General features: G+C 60.4%; 13 protein-coding genes. 11 read left to right on the top strand and 2 right to left on the bottom strand.

Going from position 1 to position 16,303, the window contains the following annotated elements:
• Nucleotides 1–2: 2 nt before the first annotated feature.
• On the bottom strand, nt 3–1,421 hold the full coding sequence (locus F3H58_RS16380) for a helix-turn-helix domain-containing protein (RefSeq protein WP_149742942.1): 1,419 nt from the start codon (nt 1,419–1,421) through the stop codon (nt 3–5).
• Nucleotides 1,422–1,539: 118 nt separating this feature from the next.
• Between F3H58_RS16380 and F3H58_RS16375 the strand changes: the two genes are divergently transcribed.
• The 8 genes from F3H58_RS16375 (at nt 1,540) to F3H58_RS16340 (ending at nt 11,439) form a co-directional block, all read left to right on the top strand.
• On the top strand, nt 1,540–3,072 hold the full coding sequence (locus F3H58_RS16375; RefSeq protein WP_149742941.1) for an acyl-CoA carboxylase subunit beta: 1,533 nt from the start codon (nt 1,540–1,542) through the stop codon (nt 3,070–3,072).
• A gap of 102 nt (nt 3,073–3,174) precedes the next feature.
• Complete coding sequence (gene yghU / locus F3H58_RS16370; RefSeq protein WP_149742940.1) at nt 3,175–4,071, top strand: glutathione-dependent disulfide-bond oxidoreductase; 897 nt, start codon at nt 3,175–3,177, stop codon at nt 4,069–4,071.
• Nucleotides 4,072–4,195: 124 nt separating this feature from the next.
• Entirely contained in the window at nt 4,196–4,573 is a 378-nt protein-coding gene (locus tag F3H58_RS16365; protein ID WP_149742939.1) for a hypothetical protein, read from the top strand.
• Nucleotides 4,574–4,612: 39 nt separating this feature from the next.
• Entirely contained in the window at nt 4,613–5,014 is a 402-nt protein-coding gene (locus F3H58_RS16360) for a hypothetical protein (RefSeq protein WP_149742938.1), read from the top strand.
• A gap of 4 nt (nt 5,015–5,018) precedes the next feature.
• On the top strand, nt 5,019–7,022 hold the full coding sequence (locus tag F3H58_RS16355; RefSeq protein ID WP_149742937.1) for an acetyl-CoA carboxylase biotin carboxylase subunit: 2,004 nt from the start codon (nt 5,019–5,021) through the stop codon (nt 7,020–7,022).
• A gap of 134 nt (nt 7,023–7,156) precedes the next feature.
• On the top strand, nt 7,157–9,298 hold the full coding sequence (scpA, locus tag F3H58_RS16350; RefSeq protein ID WP_149742936.1) for a methylmalonyl-CoA mutase: 2,142 nt from the start codon (nt 7,157–7,159) through the stop codon (nt 9,296–9,298).
• Nucleotides 9,299–9,311: 13 nt separating this feature from the next.
• A complete protein-coding gene (gene mce, locus F3H58_RS16345) occupies nt 9,312–9,728 on the top strand; it encodes a methylmalonyl-CoA epimerase (RefSeq protein WP_149742935.1) in 417 nt (138 codons plus the stop codon).
• Nucleotides 9,729–9,900: 172 nt separating this feature from the next.
• Nucleotides 9,901–11,439 (top strand): glycerol-3-phosphate dehydrogenase, encoded by a 1,539-nt coding sequence (locus F3H58_RS16340; RefSeq protein WP_149742934.1) that lies wholly within the window; start codon nt 9,901–9,903, stop codon nt 11,437–11,439.
• Nucleotides 11,440–11,458: 19 nt separating this feature from the next.
• On the opposite strand, the gene F3H58_RS16335 is transcribed toward F3H58_RS16340, so the two are convergent.
• Nucleotides 11,459–12,691 carry an ROK family transcriptional regulator gene (locus tag F3H58_RS16335; protein WP_188128955.1) on the bottom strand — a complete coding sequence of 411 codons (1,233 nt, stop codon included), beginning with the start codon at nt 12,689–12,691 and terminating at the stop codon, nt 11,459–11,461.
• A 243-nt stretch (nt 12,692–12,934) separates the two neighbouring features.
• Here F3H58_RS16335 and xylF point away from each other — a divergent pair, with 243 nt between their 5' ends.
• The 3 genes from xylF to F3H58_RS16320 all read left to right on the top strand — a co-directional run bounded on the left by xylF (nt 12,935) and on the right by F3H58_RS16320 (nt 16,269).
• The gene (gene xylF / locus F3H58_RS16330) at nt 12,935–13,975 is read left to right on the top strand and encodes a D-xylose ABC transporter substrate-binding protein (RefSeq protein ID WP_065657077.1); all 1,041 of its coding nucleotides are present in this window, start codon (nt 12,935–12,937) and stop codon (nt 13,973–13,975) included.
• Nucleotides 13,976–14,154: 179 nt separating this feature from the next.
• A complete protein-coding gene (locus F3H58_RS16325) occupies nt 14,155–15,468 on the top strand; it encodes a sugar ABC transporter permease (protein WP_078053353.1) in 1,314 nt (437 codons plus the stop codon).
• Nucleotides 15,469–15,486: 18 nt separating this feature from the next.
• On the top strand, nt 15,487–16,269 hold the full coding sequence (locus F3H58_RS16320) for an ATP-binding cassette domain-containing protein (RefSeq protein ID WP_059753655.1): 783 nt from the start codon (nt 15,487–15,489) through the stop codon (nt 16,267–16,269).
• Nucleotides 16,270–16,303 lie beyond the last annotated feature (34 nt).

Genomic DNA, 16,303 nt, shown 5'->3' with positions numbered 1-16,303 from the left:
GGTTAAAAATCGGCTATACTGTAGGGCAAGGCTCCGCGCGAAAGATGATCGAAATGCAGCTTGCGTTTCAGCGGCGGCACGGCGCGTTGCACGCAATCCACCCTCTCGCAGACCCGACAGGAAATGCCGATCGGTTTGAAGGAGGCCGCATTGCCAAGATCGAGCGTGTCGGCATAAACGAAATTCTGCGCATGGGAAATTTCGCAGCCGAGCGCGATGGCATAACGCGGTCTTTCCGTATTGAAGCCGGCGCCGGCCTTTTCGATCTGCGTGGCGATGGAAAGATAGCGCACGCCGTCAGGCGTTTCCGCCAATTGCCGCACGATCCTGTCGGAGCTTTCGAAGGCCTGGTGGATATTCCACAGCGGACAGGCCGCGCCGAAACGGGCAAATTGCAGCCGCGTGGCGCTGTGGCGTTTGGTGATGTTGCCGGCGCGGTCGATCTTGGCGAAAAAGATCGGCACGCCCTTCATGCCCGGCCGTTGCAACGTGCTCAGCCGGTGGGCCACCTGCTCAAGGCTCGCGCCGAAACGCACGGCCAGAAGCTCAAGATCGTGGCGCAGTTCCTGCGCCGCCCGATGAAATTGCCCATAGGGCAGGATGAGGGCTGCGGCGAAATAATTGTGCAGCCCGATACGACAGATTTCCGCGGCTTCCGAATTGCGGAAACCGGCGCCGGCCAGCACCCTGTCCACCGTTGGGCCGGCGTGAAGCTGGGCGATCTGCAATGCAAGCTGAAAACAGCGGGTCGGCGCGGCCATGTAGGAGCTGAGGGCGAGGGTCTTGCCGGCAGGATCGAAGTGCCGGATCAGACCACCCGCCGCCTCGGTTCGGGTGATATGGATGCCGTAACGGCTCTTCAGATGCGCCGCCAGAATGCCATAGGTCTCGCCGCCTTCTATCTCCAGTTCTTCCGCCAGCTCCTCGGCCAGAAGATCGATCTCGGCAACGTAATTGTCGACGAAGTGGAAGAAGTCGCGCACCTCCTCGTAGGGGGTTCTTTCCACCTGCGCGGTGCCGCGGCCTAGCCGGTCATCCAGCTGCACCAGCTGCTCGCTGTTCTGGCGATAGGCCTGATGGGCGCGCAGCAGCGCATGGGCAAAACCCGGCGCGTTCTGGGCAATCAGCTTCAACTCCTGAAGCCCCGGCTCGTAATTCAGGAACAGCGGGTCCTTCAGCGCCTCGCGCACGGCGGAAACCAGCCGGTCGCTTTCACCGGTCGCGAGTTCCGCCATGTCGAGCTGGAATTTTTCCACCAGCGTCACCAGAACGCTGGCCGAAACGGGGCGTTGGTTATTCTCGATCTGGTTCAGGTAGCTCGCGGAAATGCCGAGCCGTTCCGCAAATTGCGCCTGCGTGGCGCGGGCGTTTTCGCGAAGGCCGCGAACCTTACGGCCGATGAAGAGTTTTTCCGTCGCCATGTTGCAACTTTGCAAAATTAAACATTGCAAATATTTATGGCACGCATACGCGCACGATCAAGGCTTCTTGGCGAATGTTTTATGGGCTATTGATCGTGGCACAACGCATGGAGGAAACATGCCCGGCATTCTGGAGCAATTGGAAACGCGGCGCGCTGAGGCGCGGCTCGGCGGCGGCGTCAAGCGCATCGAGGCGCAGCATGGCAAAGGCAAGCTGACGGCGCGCGAGCGTATCGACGTGCTCCTGGATGAAGGTTCCTTCGAAGAGTATGACATGTACGTCACCCACCGGGCGGTGGATTTCGGCATGGCGGAGCAGAAGGTGGCGGGCGACGGTGTCGTCACCGGCTGGGGCACCATCAATGGCCGACAGGTCTATGTGTTTTCGCAGGATTTCACCGTTCTTGGCGGTTCGCTCTCGGAAACCCATGCCCAGAAGATTTGCAAGATCATGGATATGGCGGTGCGCAACGGCGCGCCGGTGATCGGCCTCAACGACAGCGGCGGCGCGCGTATTCAGGAAGGCGTGGCCTCGCTCGGCGGTTATGCCGATGTGTTCAAGCGCAATGTCGTCGCCTCCGGCGTCGTGCCGCAAATCTCTGTCATCATGGGACCTTGTGCGGGCGGTGCGGTTTATTCGCCGGCCATGACCGATTTCATCTTCATGGTGCGCGATACCTCCTACATGTTCGTGACCGGGCCGGATGTGGTCAAAACCGTGACCAACGAGATCGTTACGGCTGAGGAACTGGGCGGAGCCTCCACCCACACGAAAAAATCCTCGGTCGCCGATGGCGCTTATGAAAACGACATTGAGACGCTGGAACATGTGCGGCTGCTGTTCGATTTCCTGCCGCTCAACAATCGCGAAAAGCCACCGGTCCGGCCGTTTCATGACGATCCCGCACGGCTGGAAGCACGTCTTGATACGCTGATCCCTGATAGTTCCAACAAGCCCTATGACATGAAGGAACTGATCCACGCGCTGGCCGATGAGGGCGATTTCTTCGAGTTGCAGGAGGCCTTTGCCCGCAACATCATCACCGGTTTCATCCGTCTCGAAGGCCAGACGGTGGGCGTCGTCGCCAACCAGCCGATGGTGCTGGCCGGCTGCCTCGATATCGACAGTTCGCGCAAGGCGGCGCGTTTCGTGCGCTTCTGCGATGCCTTCAATATTCCGCTGTTGACGCTGGTGGATGTGCCGGGTTTCCTGCCCGGAACGGCACAGGAATATGGCGGCGTCATCAAGCACGGCGCGAAACTTCTCTTCGCCTATTCGGAAGCGACGGTGCCGATGGTGACGCTGATCACCCGCAAGGCCTATGGCGGCGCTTATGACGTGATGGCGTCGAAACATATCGGCGCGGATGTGAATTACGCCTGGCCGACGGCGGAAATCGCCGTGATGGGCGCGAAGGGTGCGGCGGAAATCCTCTATCGTTCCGAGCTTGCCGATCCGGAAAAGATCGCCGCGCGCACGAAGGAATATGAGGAGCGTTTCGCCAATCCCTTTGTGGCGGCGGAACGCGGTTTCATCGATGAGGTCATCATGCCGCATTCCTCACGCCGTCGCATCGCCCGCGCCTTCGCGTCGCTGCGCAACAAGAGCGTGGAAACCCGCTGGAAGAAACACGACACCATTCCGCTCTGATCTGCTGTAGGGCTGGAAAAATGCTTCGGCCACCTTACTATATGTTTGTTCAGGCGCCCGGATGTCCGGATGTCCTCCCGAAACGCACAAGGACACATTTTCATGGCCGAAAATTCCTCCGCAGATAATTTCCCCGCCGGATATGAGGTGCCCAAGGTCTGGACCTGGGACAAGGGCAATGGCGGCCAGTTCGCCAATATCAACCGTCCGATTGCCGGTCCCACCCATGAAAAGGAACTGCCCGTCGGCAAGCACCCGCTGCAGCTTTATTCGCTGGCGACGCCGAATGGCCAGAAGGTCACCATCATGCTGGAAGAATTGCTGGCCGCCGGCCACAAGGGCGCAGATTATGATGCCTGGCTGATCAAGATCGGTGAAGGCGACCAGTTCGGTTCCGGTTTTGTCGGCGTCAATCCGAATTCCAAAATCCCGGCACTGATGGATCACTCGACGCCTGAGCCGACGCGCGTTTTCGAAAGCGGCTCCATTCTCGTTTATCTCGCGGAAAAATTCGGCGCCTTCCTGCCGAAAGAGGGCAATGCCCGCACCCAGGCGCTGAACTGGCTGTTCTGGCAGATGGGCTCCGCCCCCTTCCTCGGCGGCGGTTTCGGCCATTTTTATGCCTATGCGCCGATCAAGATCAAATATGCGATCGACCGTTACGCCATGGAAGTCAAGCGCCAGCTCGACGTGCTCGACCGCCACCTTGCTGAAAACCAATATCTCGCCGGCTCCGAATACACGATTGCCGATATGGCCGTCTGGCCATGGTATGGCAAGATCGCGCTCGGCCAGGCCTATGGCGATGCGGGTGCATTTCTGGAGGCGGACGGCTATAAGAACCTGATGCGCTGGACGCTGGAAATCGGCGGACGCCCTGCTGTCAAACGCGGCGTGATCGTCAACAAGACCTCCGGCGATCCGTCTGAACAATTGCATGAACGCCACGATGCCTCCGACTTCGACACGAAGACGCAGGACAAGATCAGCAAGGCATAATGAAAAGACTAGAGCGCTTCTGGTTTTAATGGACCATGAAAGCGCTCTAATTATTTGAACTACGCATTGTCCGCAGGTAAAGGCGAACCCGCTTTTACTGGACATGCTTTTCGAAGGACAAAAAATGGCGAACCTGCCCGAAATGACCAAACACAAGGGGTTTCCCTCCGGTATGCCGAGCACGGGCGTCCAGTTCACCATCCGCCGCGCGAACCCCAAGGGGGTAACGCCTATCAAGATGATACCTCGCAGGGCGCGCGACGATTCCAAGGAGCATCGCATCGATGCCGCCTTTCTGCACTCGCTCTGGCACCATTTCGGTGCCGAACCCTTCGAGCGTGGCAATCTCGACGCCGCCCGCCTCAACCTGCTCTTCGGCCGCGAGGTGGTGCCGGCGGAAAAGAACTTCGATCCGCTTTCCTATCAGGCGATGCTTGTCATTGACGAACGTGTCGCCCGGCAGAACTTCCCGGAATCCTTCGAGAATTTTTTCGAGATTTGAGGGCAGGCGGCGACATTTTTCCTGAGGGGGAGGAGGAACATGATTGTCGACATACTTCATATGGACCTGCAATGGCTGCGACGCTGGCTGGAACAACGTCGTGGTGGCAACGCAGGCAGGGCATCCGGCGGTCGTGATCCGAAACCAAAGATGACGCCGGAGGCCGCCCGGCTCGATCATCGGCAGATGTTGCGTTTCTTGGCGCTCAATGCGGCAGTTGGTGTGCTGATCGGTGTCTGCGTTGGTGCAGCGCTGATCTTTCTCGACATTGGCGGTTTGGGCGCGCGCATCGCCCGTGCGGCAAATCCGGTCGTGCCCGTGCTGCTGGTCGTCATGCCCATTGCATCCCTGTTCGGCGCCGCCGCCACTGCCTCGGCGATCCTGATGATGCCCTATGAAAAGAAATTCCGCGACGATGATGACGATGCGAGGGGAGAATAACCGCATGATCAAGAAAATCCTCATCGCCAATCGCGGCGAGATTGCCTGCCGGGTCATCAAGACAGCAAGCAAGATGGGCATCGCCACTGTCGCGGTCTATTCGGATGCGGATGCCAATGCGCTGCATGTGAGACAAGCGGATGAGGCCGTTCATATCGGCCCGGCCCCTTCATCGCAGTCCTATATCGTCATTGACAGGATTCTTGAGGCAATCGCGAAGACCGGGGCGGATGCTGTTCATCCCGGCTACGGTTTCCTGTCGGAAAACGCTGTCTTCGCCGAGGCGCTGGAAAAGGCGGGCGTCGTCTTCATCGGTCCGCCTGTTGGCGCCATCAAGGCCATGGGTGACAAGATCACTTCCAAGAAACTGGCCGCGGAAGCGGGTGTTTCCACCGTTCCCGGCCATATGGGGCTGATCGAAGATGCGGATGAGGCGGTGAGGATCGCCTCGCAGATCGGTTATCCCGTCATGATCAAGGCGTCGGCCGGCGGCGGTGGCAAGGGCATGCGCATCGCTTTCAACGATGCCGAGGCGCGCGAGGGTTTCCAGTCCTCGAGAAACGAGGCGAAATCCTCCTTTGGCGATGACCGCATCTTCATCGAGAAATTCGTCACCCAGCCGCGCCATATTGAAATTCAGGTGCTGGGCGACAAGCACGGCAACACACTTTATCTGGGTGAGCGAGAATGCTCGATCCAGCGCCGTAACCAGAAAGTCATCGAGGAAGCGCCATCGCCCTTTCTGGACGAAGCCACCCGCAAAGCCATGGGCGAGCAGGCCGTGGCGCTGGCGAGAGCCGTCGGTTACCATTCGGCCGGCACGGTGGAATTCATCGTCGATGGCGAGAGGAATTTCTACTTTCTGGAAATGAACACCCGCCTGCAGGTGGAGCATCCGGTAACGGAACTCATCACCGGCATCGATCTGGTCGAACAGATGATCCGTGTGGCATCAGGTGAAAAGCTCTCCTTCGGACAGGCGGATGTGAAACTGAACGGCTGGGCCATCGAGAGCCGGCTTTATGCCGAAGACCCCTATCGCAACTTCCTGCCCTCCATCGGCCGGCTGACGCGATATCGCCCGCCGCAGGAGGGTGCGCAGGAAAACGGCACCGTCATCCGCAACGATACCGGCGTGTTCGAAGGCGGCGAAATCTCGATGTATTACGATCCGATGATCGCCAAGCTGTGCGCTCTCGGCAAGGATCGTGAAACCGCCATCGACGCCATGGGGCAGGCGCTGGATCGTTTCGAGGTGGAGGGCATCGGCCATAATCTGCCCTTCCTGTCGGCCGTCATGCAGCATGAGCGTTTCCGCGCCGGCCGCCTGACGACGGGTTTTATCGCGGAAGAATTTCCGGAGGGATTTTCCGGCGTGGAACCGGATGAGGCCACGGCGCGCCAGCTTTCCGCCATCGCCGCCATCATCCATCAGCGGCTGCAGAGCCGCGCAGTCGAAATTTCCGGCACCATCGGAAATCACCGCCGCATTGTCGGTCAGGACTGGGTGGTGTCGTTTGGCGCATCCCGCCACAGGGTCGGCGTTGAAACCGGCACGGATGGCACAGCGGTTCGTTTTGAAGACGGGACGGCGCTCAGCGTCGATACCGGCTGGCTTCCCGGCCAGAGCCTTGGCCTGTTCACGGTAGCGGGTGAGGTTATCGCCGCCAAGGTCGAGCTAGCAGGTGCTGCGATCCGCCTGCGCTGGCGCGGCATGGATATTCGTGCCCATGTGCGCAGCCCGCATGTGGCGGAACTGGCGCTGCTGATGCCGGAAAAACTGCCGCCGGATACATCGAAACTGCTGCTCTGCCCCATGCCGGGCGTCATCACCGGTATTTCCGTGGGTGAGGGCGATGAGGTGGAGGCCGGGCAGGCGCTGGCGACGGTGGAGGCCATGAAGATGGAAAACATCCTTCGCGCGGAAAAACGCGGCCGCGTTGCCAGAGTGGCGGCAAAACCGGGCGACAGCCTCGCGGTGGATGAAGTTATCCTCGAATTCGAATGATGGCCGCTGCCGTTTTTTCCGGAACGCATGTGGGCCGGAGCTGTTTACGGGGTCGGACCTGCGGGCGGATCGTTCGATTTTCGTCACGATCACCGGCCACGGTGCTAAAATGAAATGCAGAAGGGGAGAGATGCATGTCGGGTGAAAAAACGGTGCGGGATTGGCTGCAGCTTGCCGAGAAAGAGCTGAAGCGTTCACCGGAAACGCTCGTCTGGCACACGCCCGAAGGCATTGAGGTCAAGCCGCTCTATACGGTTGACGATCTTCAGAAGATTTCGCATCTCGACGGCCTGCCGGGCTTTGCACCTTTCACGCGCGGCCCGCGCGCTACCATGTATGCCGGCCGGCCCTGGACCATCCGCCAATATGCCGGTTTTTCCACGGCCGAAGCCTCGAACGCCTTTTACCGCAAGGCGCTCGCCGCCGGTCAGCAGGGCGTTTCAGTTGCCTTCGATCTTGCCACCCATCGCGGTTATGACAGCGATCATCCGCGTGTGGAGGGCGATGTCGGCAAGGCCGGCGTGGCGATAGACAGCGTCGAGGACATGAAAATCCTGTTCGACGGCATCCCGCTCGAAAAAGTCTCGGTGTCGATGACCATGAACGGTGCTGTCATTCCGGTGCTCGCCAGTTTCATCGTTGCGGGTGAAGAACAGGGTGTGCCCCGCGCCGCCCTTTCCGGCACCATTCAGAACGACATCCTCAAGGAGTTCATGGTCCGCAACACCTATATCTATCCGCCGGAACCCTCGATGCGGATCATTGCCGATATCATCGAATATACGGCGAGGGAGATGCCGAAATTCAATTCCATCTCCATTTCCGGCTATCACATGCAGGAAGCGGGCGCGACGCTTACGCAGGAGCTGGCCTTCACGCTGGCGGATGGCCGCGAATATGTGCGGGCGGCGCTGGCCAAGGGACTGAACGTCGATGATTTCGCCGGGCGCCTGTCGTTCTTTTTCGCCATCGGCATGAATTTCTTCATGGAGGCTGCCAAGCTGCGCGCCGCGCGCCTGCTCTGGTCGCGCATCATGGAGGAGTTCAAGCCGCAGAAGGCGTCGTCGCTGATGCTGCGCACCCATTGCCAGACCTCGGGTGTCTCGCTTCAGGAGCAGGACCCTTATAACAATATCGTTCGCACCGCTTTCGAGGCCATGTCCGCCGTGCTCGGCGGCACGCAGTCGCTGCACACCAATTCCTTCGATGAGGCGATTGCCCTGCCGACGGAGTTTTCCGCCCGCATCGCCCGGAATACCCAGCTTATCCTTCAGCACGAAACCGGCGTCACAAAAGTCGTCGATCCGCTGGCCGGCTCCTATTATGTCGAAAGCCTGACGGACGAACTGGCAGAGAAGGCCTGGGCGCTGATCGAGGAGGTCGAGGCGCTTGGCGGCATGACCAAGGCGGTGGCGGAAGGTTTGCCGAAACGGCTGATCGAAGAGGCGGCAACGCGACGGCAGGCGGCGGTGGACAAGGGCGAGGAGGTTATCGTTGGCGTCAACCGTTATCGTCTGGAAAATGAAGAGGATATCGATGTTCTCGATATTGACAACGCCGCCGTGCGGGCCGCACAAATCCGCCGCATCGAAGAAACGCGCCGCCGCCGCGATGGCAAGGACGTGACCGCCGCTTTGGCAGCACTTTCCGAGATCGCCCGCAGCGGCAAGGGCAATATTCTCGAAGCCGCGGTTGTCGCCGCCCGCGCCCGCGCGACGGTGGGAGAGATTTCCGATGCGCTGCGTGCAGCCTTCGGCGACCATGCCGCCGTGCCGGAGGTGGTGAGCGATATTTACGGCGAGGCCTACAAGGACGAGCCGGAACTTGCCACGCTCGCCGCCCGGCTTTCCGGTGTGGCTGAGAGGATCGGCACCAAGCCGCGCATCATGGTCGCCAAGCTCGGGCAGGATGGGCATGATCGCGGCGCGAAGGTCATTGCCTCTGCCTTCGGCGATATCGGTTTCGATGTGCTGGCCGGGCCCCTGTTTCAGACACCTGTTGAAGCAGCCGATCTCGCCGTCCAGAACAGGGTGCATGTGGTCGGCATGTCGTCGCTCGCCGCCGGTCACAAGACGCTGGCGCCGCAGCTGGTCGAGGCGCTGAAACAGAAGGGCGCGGAAGACATCATCGTCGTCGTGGGCGGCGTCATTCCTCGGCAGGATTATCAGTTCCTGCTCGACCACGGTGTCTCCGCGATTTTCGGCCCCGGCACCAATGTCATGGATGCTGCCAACAAGGTGCTCGACCTGCTAGAAGGCATCAGGCGCAACGCGTGAGGGAAAGACGGCCATGTTCGGAAGATTGAATCACGTCGCTATCGCGGTGCCCGATCTTAATGCCGCAATTGCCCGCTACAGGCTGTTGGGCGCAGAGATGTCGGAACCGCAATCGCTACCCGAACACGGCGTGACGGTGGTTTTCATTCAGGCTGACAATACCAAGATCGAGCTTCTTTATCCGCTTGCCGAAAATTCGCCGATTGCCGCTTTTCTCGAGAGAAATCCGGGGGGCGGCACGCATCATCTCTGCTTCGAAGTGCCTGACATTGTCGCGGCGCGCGACGATCTCGTCAAAAAGGGCGTTCGAATTCTGGGGGACGGCGAGCCGAAGATCGGCGCGCATGGCAATCCCGTTCTTTTCCTCCATCCGAAGGATATGGGTGGCGTGCTCTATGAGCTTGAGCAGGTTTCCCAGACACATGGCTGAAACACAGACCCCGTAAGAGGCTGGCCATACGGTGGACGGCGCGCAGCGCCCGTTCGCCTTTGCCGGAACGTGTTTCGTTTGTTTTCTTTTGACATTCGTTTTATTTTCGTTTTTATGGCAATTGTCTTTCAACGATGGGGACGCGATCCCCCGACGCTGTCGTGGAGGCTCTATGTCCGGCGAGAATATTTTCGATCTTTTTGTCATCGGTGGCGGCATCAATGGCTGCGGCATTGCCCGCGATGCCGTGGGCAGGGGCTATGCCGTGGCGCTTGCGGAAAAGGGCGATTTCGCTTCAGGCACGTCTTCCGCCGCCACCAAGCTCATCCATGGCGGCCTGCGTTATCTCGAGCATTACGAGTTTCGCCTAGTGCGCGAAGCGCTGATGGAGCGGGAAATCCTCTGGGCCATGGCCCCGCATGTCATCTGGCCCATGCGTTTCGTCCTGCCCATCCAGAAAGGCGGCGTGCGCCCGGCCTGGATGGTCCGGCTCGGCCTGTTTCTTTATGATAATCTCGGCGGCCGCAAGCTTCTGCCGGCGACCCGCACGCTCGATCTTCGCAGGGATCCGGCGGGCAAGCCGCTGAAGCCGGCTTTTGCCAGAGCTTTCGAATATTCCGATGGCTGGGTGGATGATGCCCGTTTCGTGGTCCTCAACGCGCGCGACGCGGCCAATCGCGGCGCGACGATCATGAACCGCACACGCGTCGTTTCGGCGCGGCGCGAAGGCGGGCTGTGGCTCATCGAGACGCTGGACGAAAAAACCGGACGGGCGGCCACGCACAAGGCGCGCATGCTGGTGAATGCCGCCGGTCCCTGGGTGGATACCGTGCTTTCAGGCGTCTTCGGCCGCAAGGATGTTCATAATGTCCGGCTCGTACAGGGCAGCCATATCATCGTGCGCAAGAAGTTTTCCGACCCGCGCGCCTATTTCTTCCAGAACCCGGACAACCGCATCATCTTCGCCATTCCCTATGAGCGGGATTTCACGCTGATCGGTACAACGGATCGCGATTACAAGGGGGATCCGGCCAAGGTTTGCATTTCCGAGGAAGAGATTTCCTATCTCTGCAACGCGGCAAGCGACTATTTCAGCGAGCCGGTCCGGCCGGAAGATATCGTCTGGACCTATTCCGGCGTGCGACCGCTTTTTGATGACGGCGCTTCGAAAGCGCAGGAAGCCACACGCGATTATGTGCTGAAGGTTGAAGAGGGAGAGGCTCCCCTCCTCAATATTTTCGGCGGCAAGCTCACCACCTATCGGCGGCTGGCGGAACATGCGCTGGAAAAGATCGGTGCGGCGATTGGCGAAAAGGGCAAGCCGTGGACGGCGGGCACCCACCTGCCGGGCGGCGATTTCGGTGCTGAGAGATATGAGGCGCAGGTGCGGGCGCTCGTCTCCCGTTATCCCTTCCTTGACGGACGCCATGCGGAGCGACTTGTCAGAAACTACGGCACCAAGGCGGCGGAACTGTTGGGCAGCGCCACCGATGTCTCCGGCCTCGGCCGGCATTTCGGCGGCACGCTTTATGAATGCGAGGTGCGCTGGCTAGTAGAGCACGAATGGGCTTGCGCGGCCGAGGATATTCTCTGGCGGCGCACAAAACAGGGCCTGCGCCTGAGCAAGGACGAGGCTGCCGGTCTCGATGAATTCGTGGCTGTGCTGACGGGCGGCAAGGAAAAGGCCGAAGCCGTGGCGGAGCGGGCCTGAAAATCCGCCGGTTGCCCCGTCAGCTCCCGGAATTCCTCACCGGCCTCTCCGGGCCGTCGGCGCTCAGGATATAGTCGTCTGCAGTTGAAAGGGCGTGTTCCATGTGCCCTTCGAACACCAGTTCCGGTTCGTTGGGCGCTATCGCAATTTTCGGCATGCCGCCGAAACGCACCGCCTGCGATTGCGCCAGACCGTCGCGCAGGCCGCTTTCCAGAAGATCGAAATAGCGGGTGCCGGGGCCGGTGATGAAGACCGGCATATGGCCATGCAGGCTGAAGAGGCGTGAAAGACCGTTGCCGAGTGCAAGTCCGGCGGTGCGGAAGGCGAACCGCGCCATGCGCGCGCCGTTGCGGGCTGAAGCGGCGATCTTGTCCACCTCGGCAATCGGCACGAATTTCGCCGGTTCCGCCTGCGGCGGGGCTTCGAAAGCAGAACGCAGGATGGCGTAAAACCCGGAATAGGCCTCGATGCAGCCTTTGGTGCCGCAACGGCACAGTGCGCCGTCGGCCAGATGCAGCATGTGGCCGAAATTGGGAGCGCTGACCTCGATTGCGCCGCCCGTCGAGCGGGCGATGCCAAGGCCGATGCTGTGGCCGAGCGACAGGGTGACGAGGGCTTCCGGCGCTGAGTTTTCCCGTGCCTGCTCCCGCATCCAGATGGCTTTTGCGGCCAGCAGCGTCTCGTTGTTCAGCGTCACGCGAATGCGGCCGTCCCAGGAAACGAGCCGCTGGAAATCGATCCTTTCGTCACCGAGAACCGGCGACCAGACAAGCGTTGCCGTGGCCGCATCCACCAGCCCCTTGCTGCTGATCGAGACCTGAAGGATGTCGTGACGGTCGATGCGCGAGCGATCGGCAAGTCTTGCGAGGCCAGCGAGGATCACGCCGCCGAATGTGCCTTTTTCAGCCGCAATCCTCTGTTCGGTGAAGCGGTCCACCAGCTTGCCGGCATAATCGACCAGCGAATATTGCACGCTGTCGGATGAGATGATGACGATGGCGACATGACAGAAAGCGCCGCGCGGGCCGAAGAGAATGCGCGGCCGGCCACGGCCGGCGGTGGCGAGCTGCTCTTTCCGCAGAATGAGCCCGGCCCGCTCAAGCTCGGTGGTGATGGCGGAGACGGTTGCGGAGGCAAGGCCGGTGAAGGACGACATGTCGGTATGGGAAAGGCTGCCGTGCAGGCGCAGCGCCGCCATAACCGACAGGCTGTTTTTCTGGCGCACCAGTTCCGTACTTGCAATGGCGGACATGGGCTGGGGCATGCTCCCTGAACGGCCTTTTTCCTGTCGTGCTGATCCACTCTGATGGCGCATGCCAGAGCGAAGATCAAGGCACCCGGATGCTGCCCGCAGCCGTTGTTGACAGCATGGGGAATCTCTGACATTAATTTTCTCGACTGTCGAGAAAATTGTGGAACCACAGAGACCGGCAGCTTTTTCCGGGCGTTTTTCCTGCATGGAGGTGCGGGGCTTCGCCCTTACCGGGAGGACATCATGAATTCTTTTGCCAAGCTTTTGGCGGGTACAGCCGTACTCGTTTCCCTGCATACCGCGGCTATCGCGGCCGATCTCGTCGTCGGCGTTTCCTGGTCGAATTTCCAGGAAGAACGCTGGAAAACGGATGAGGCGGCCATCAAGGCAGCGCTCGACAAGGCCGGCGCGAAATACATCTCCGCCGATGCGCAGTCATCCGCCGCAAAGCAGCTGACCGACGTGGAATCGCTGATCTCGCAGGGCGCCAACGCGCTGATCATTCTGGCGCAGGACAGCGACGCGATTGGCCCGGCCGTTGAAAAGGCCGTTGCCGAGGGCATTCCGGTCGTGGGTTACGACCGCCTGATCGAAAACCAGAACGCCTTCTACATCACCTTCGACAACAAGGAAGTCGGCCGTCTGCAGGCTGCCGAAGTCTTCAAGGTGAAGCCGGAAGGCAATTACGTCTTCATCAAGGGCTCTTCTTCCGACCCGAATGCGGACTTCCTGTTCGCCGGTCAGCAGGAAGTGCTGAAGGCGGCCATTGACGGCGGCAAGATCAAGAATGTCGGCGAAGCCTATACCGATGGCTGGAAGCCGGAAAATGCCCAGAAGAACATGGAACAGTTCCTGACCAAGAATAACAACAAGGTCGATGCGGTCGTCGCCTCGAATGACGGCACGGCCGGCGGTGCAATCGCCGCTCTCGCCGCGCAGGGCATGGCAGGTTCGGTTCCCGTTTCCGGTCAGGATGCCGATTTCGCCGCGCTCAACCGCGTCGCGCTCGGCACGCAGACGGTGTCGGTCTGGAAGGACAGCCGTGAACTTGGCAAGGAAGCGGCTGGCATTGCGCTGGAACTGGCCGGCGGCAAGAAGATGACCGAGATCAAGGGTGTCTCCACCTTTGAAGGCGGTCCGAAAAAAGTGAAGATGCAGTCGGTCTTCCTCAAGCCTATCGCCATCACGAAGGACAATCTGAACGTCGTCATCGACGCCGGCTGGATCAAGAAGGAAACGGCCTGCCAGGGCGTGAAGGCTAAAACGGTCAAAGCCTGCGATTGATCGAATAGGTCCCGGTTCGGGCGCTGCGCCATGGTTCATGGCGCGGCGCCTTTAGAGTATTTCCAGGAAAAGTCGAGCCCGGTTTTCCCTCCGGAAATGCGCCAGACAAAGATTTGGAGCGTTTTCGCGATTCAGCGAAAAGCGAAAACGCTCTAAGATGTGAGGAGCACCGGCAGTTCATGGCCGATATGACCCAGTCCAATACTACAGCGTCGCAAAAGACGGAAAAAACAGGCTCGATAACGCGCTTCATCAACGCCACGGAGCTGGATACCAGACTGCTCGGCATGGTCGGCGCGCTTCTTCTGATCTGGATCGGATTTCATATCCTGTCCGGCGGGCTGTTCCTGACGCCGCGAAACCTCTGGAACCTTTCCGTGCAGACCGCCTCCGTGGCTGTCATGGCAACCGGCATGGTGCTCGTCATCGTCACCCGCAACATCGACCTTTCGGTCGGGTCGATCCTCGGTTTTTCCGGCATGATCATGGGCGTCATGCAGGCGGAAATCCTGCCGCAGATCCTCGGCTTCGAACATTGGGCGACATGGATCGTCACGCTTATGGTCGGCATTCTCGTCGGGGGCGCCATCGGCATGCTGCAGGGCTCCATCATCGCCTTCCTCAACGTGCCGTCCTTCATCGTCACGCTCGGCGGCCTGCTTGTCTGGCGCGGCGGCACCTGGTTCATCACCAGCGGCCGCACCGTGGCGCCGATGGATTCCACCTTCCGCCTGATGGGCGGAGGCACCAGCGGCTCGATCGGCGCGACATGGAGCTGGATCGCCGCTGTCATCGCCTGCGTCGCCATCATTGCGGCCATCCTGAACTCCCGCCATCAGCGCCGCCGTTTCGGCTTTCCGTTGCGGCCCGTCTGGGCGGAATATTTTCTGGCCGCGCTGGGTTGCCTTGTCGTCATCGGTTTCGTGGCGGTGGTCAACAGCTATCCATGGCCGGTCAACATCGCCCGCAACTATGCCGACGCCAATGGCATCGCCTGGCCTGAAGGCGGTCTGTTCATTTCGCACGGCATCGCCATTCCGGTGCTGATGGCGCTTGCCGTGGGTGCGGTCATGACCTTCATCGCCACACGGCTGCGTTTCGGACGTTACGTCTTCGCCATCGGCGGCAATCCGGAAGCGGCCGAACTCGCCGGCATCAAGACCCGCTGGGTGACGGTGAAGATCTTCACGCTGATGGGCGTTCTGTGCGCCATCGCCGCCGCCATCTCCACCGCCCGCCTCAACGCGGCAACCAATGCCCAGGGCGAGCTGGACGAGCTTTATACCATCGCGGCGGCCGTCATCGGCGGCACCTCGCTTGCCGGCGGTGTCGGAACCATAGCGGGCGCGATGCTCGGCGCGCTCGTCATGCAGTCGCTGCAATCCGGCATGGTGCTGGTGGGCATCGATACGCCCTTCCAGCGCATCGTCGTCGGTGTGGTCCTGGTCGTCGCCGTCTGGCTCGACACCATCTACCGCGCCCGCGCCAAGTAAGAACCGAGGAGAACTCCTATGACGGACCAAGTCACGCCCCTCGTGGAAATGCGCAATATTTCCATTTCCTTCGGCGGCATCCATGCAGTGGAAAACGCCTCTGTCGATCTTTTCCCCGGTGAGGTGGTTGCCCTTCTCGGCCACAATGGTGCGGGCAAATCGACGCTGATCAAAATCCTCTCCGGCGCCTATCGGCGCGATGGCGGCGATATTCTCATCAATGGCGAGGACGCCGATATCCGCAATCCACGCGATGCCAAGAAATATGGCATCGAGACCATCTACCAGACACTGGCCGTGGCCGATAATGTCGATGCGGCGGCCAACCTTTATCTCGGCCGCGAGCTGAAGACGAAATGGGGCACGCTTGACGATGTCGCCATGGAAGCTTCCGCTCGCGAAGTCATGGGGCGTCTCAACCCCAACTTCCGGCGGTTCAAGGAGCCGGTGAAGGCATTGTCCGGCGGCCAGCGGCAGTCCGTCGCCATTGCCCGCGCCATTCTGTTCGATGCCCGCATCCTCATCATGGACGAGCCGACCGCCGCACTCGGCCCGCAGGAAACGGCGCAGGTGGGCGATCTCGTCAAGGAGTTGAAACGGCAGGGCATCGGCATCTTCCTCATCAGCCACGATATTCACGATGTCTTCGATCTGGCCGACCGGGTCTTCGTGATGAAGAACGGCAAGGTGGTGGGCCATGCCCGCACGCAGGATGTCACCAAGGACGAGGTGCTTGGCATGATCATTCTGGGCAAGGTGCCGGCCGGTGCGGTGCCGGGGCCGGGTGCGGTGGCGCTCTGAGCTCAGTGAAATAAAGATATAAAGATTTCTTTAT

This window comes from Rhizobium sp. NFACC06-2, from assembly GCF_900101425.1.
Lineage (GTDB): Bacteria > Pseudomonadota > Alphaproteobacteria > Rhizobiales > Rhizobiaceae > Agrobacterium > Agrobacterium leguminum.
Note: the sequence above shows the minus strand (reverse complement) of the source record. Positions and strands in the feature narration are given on the sequence as shown.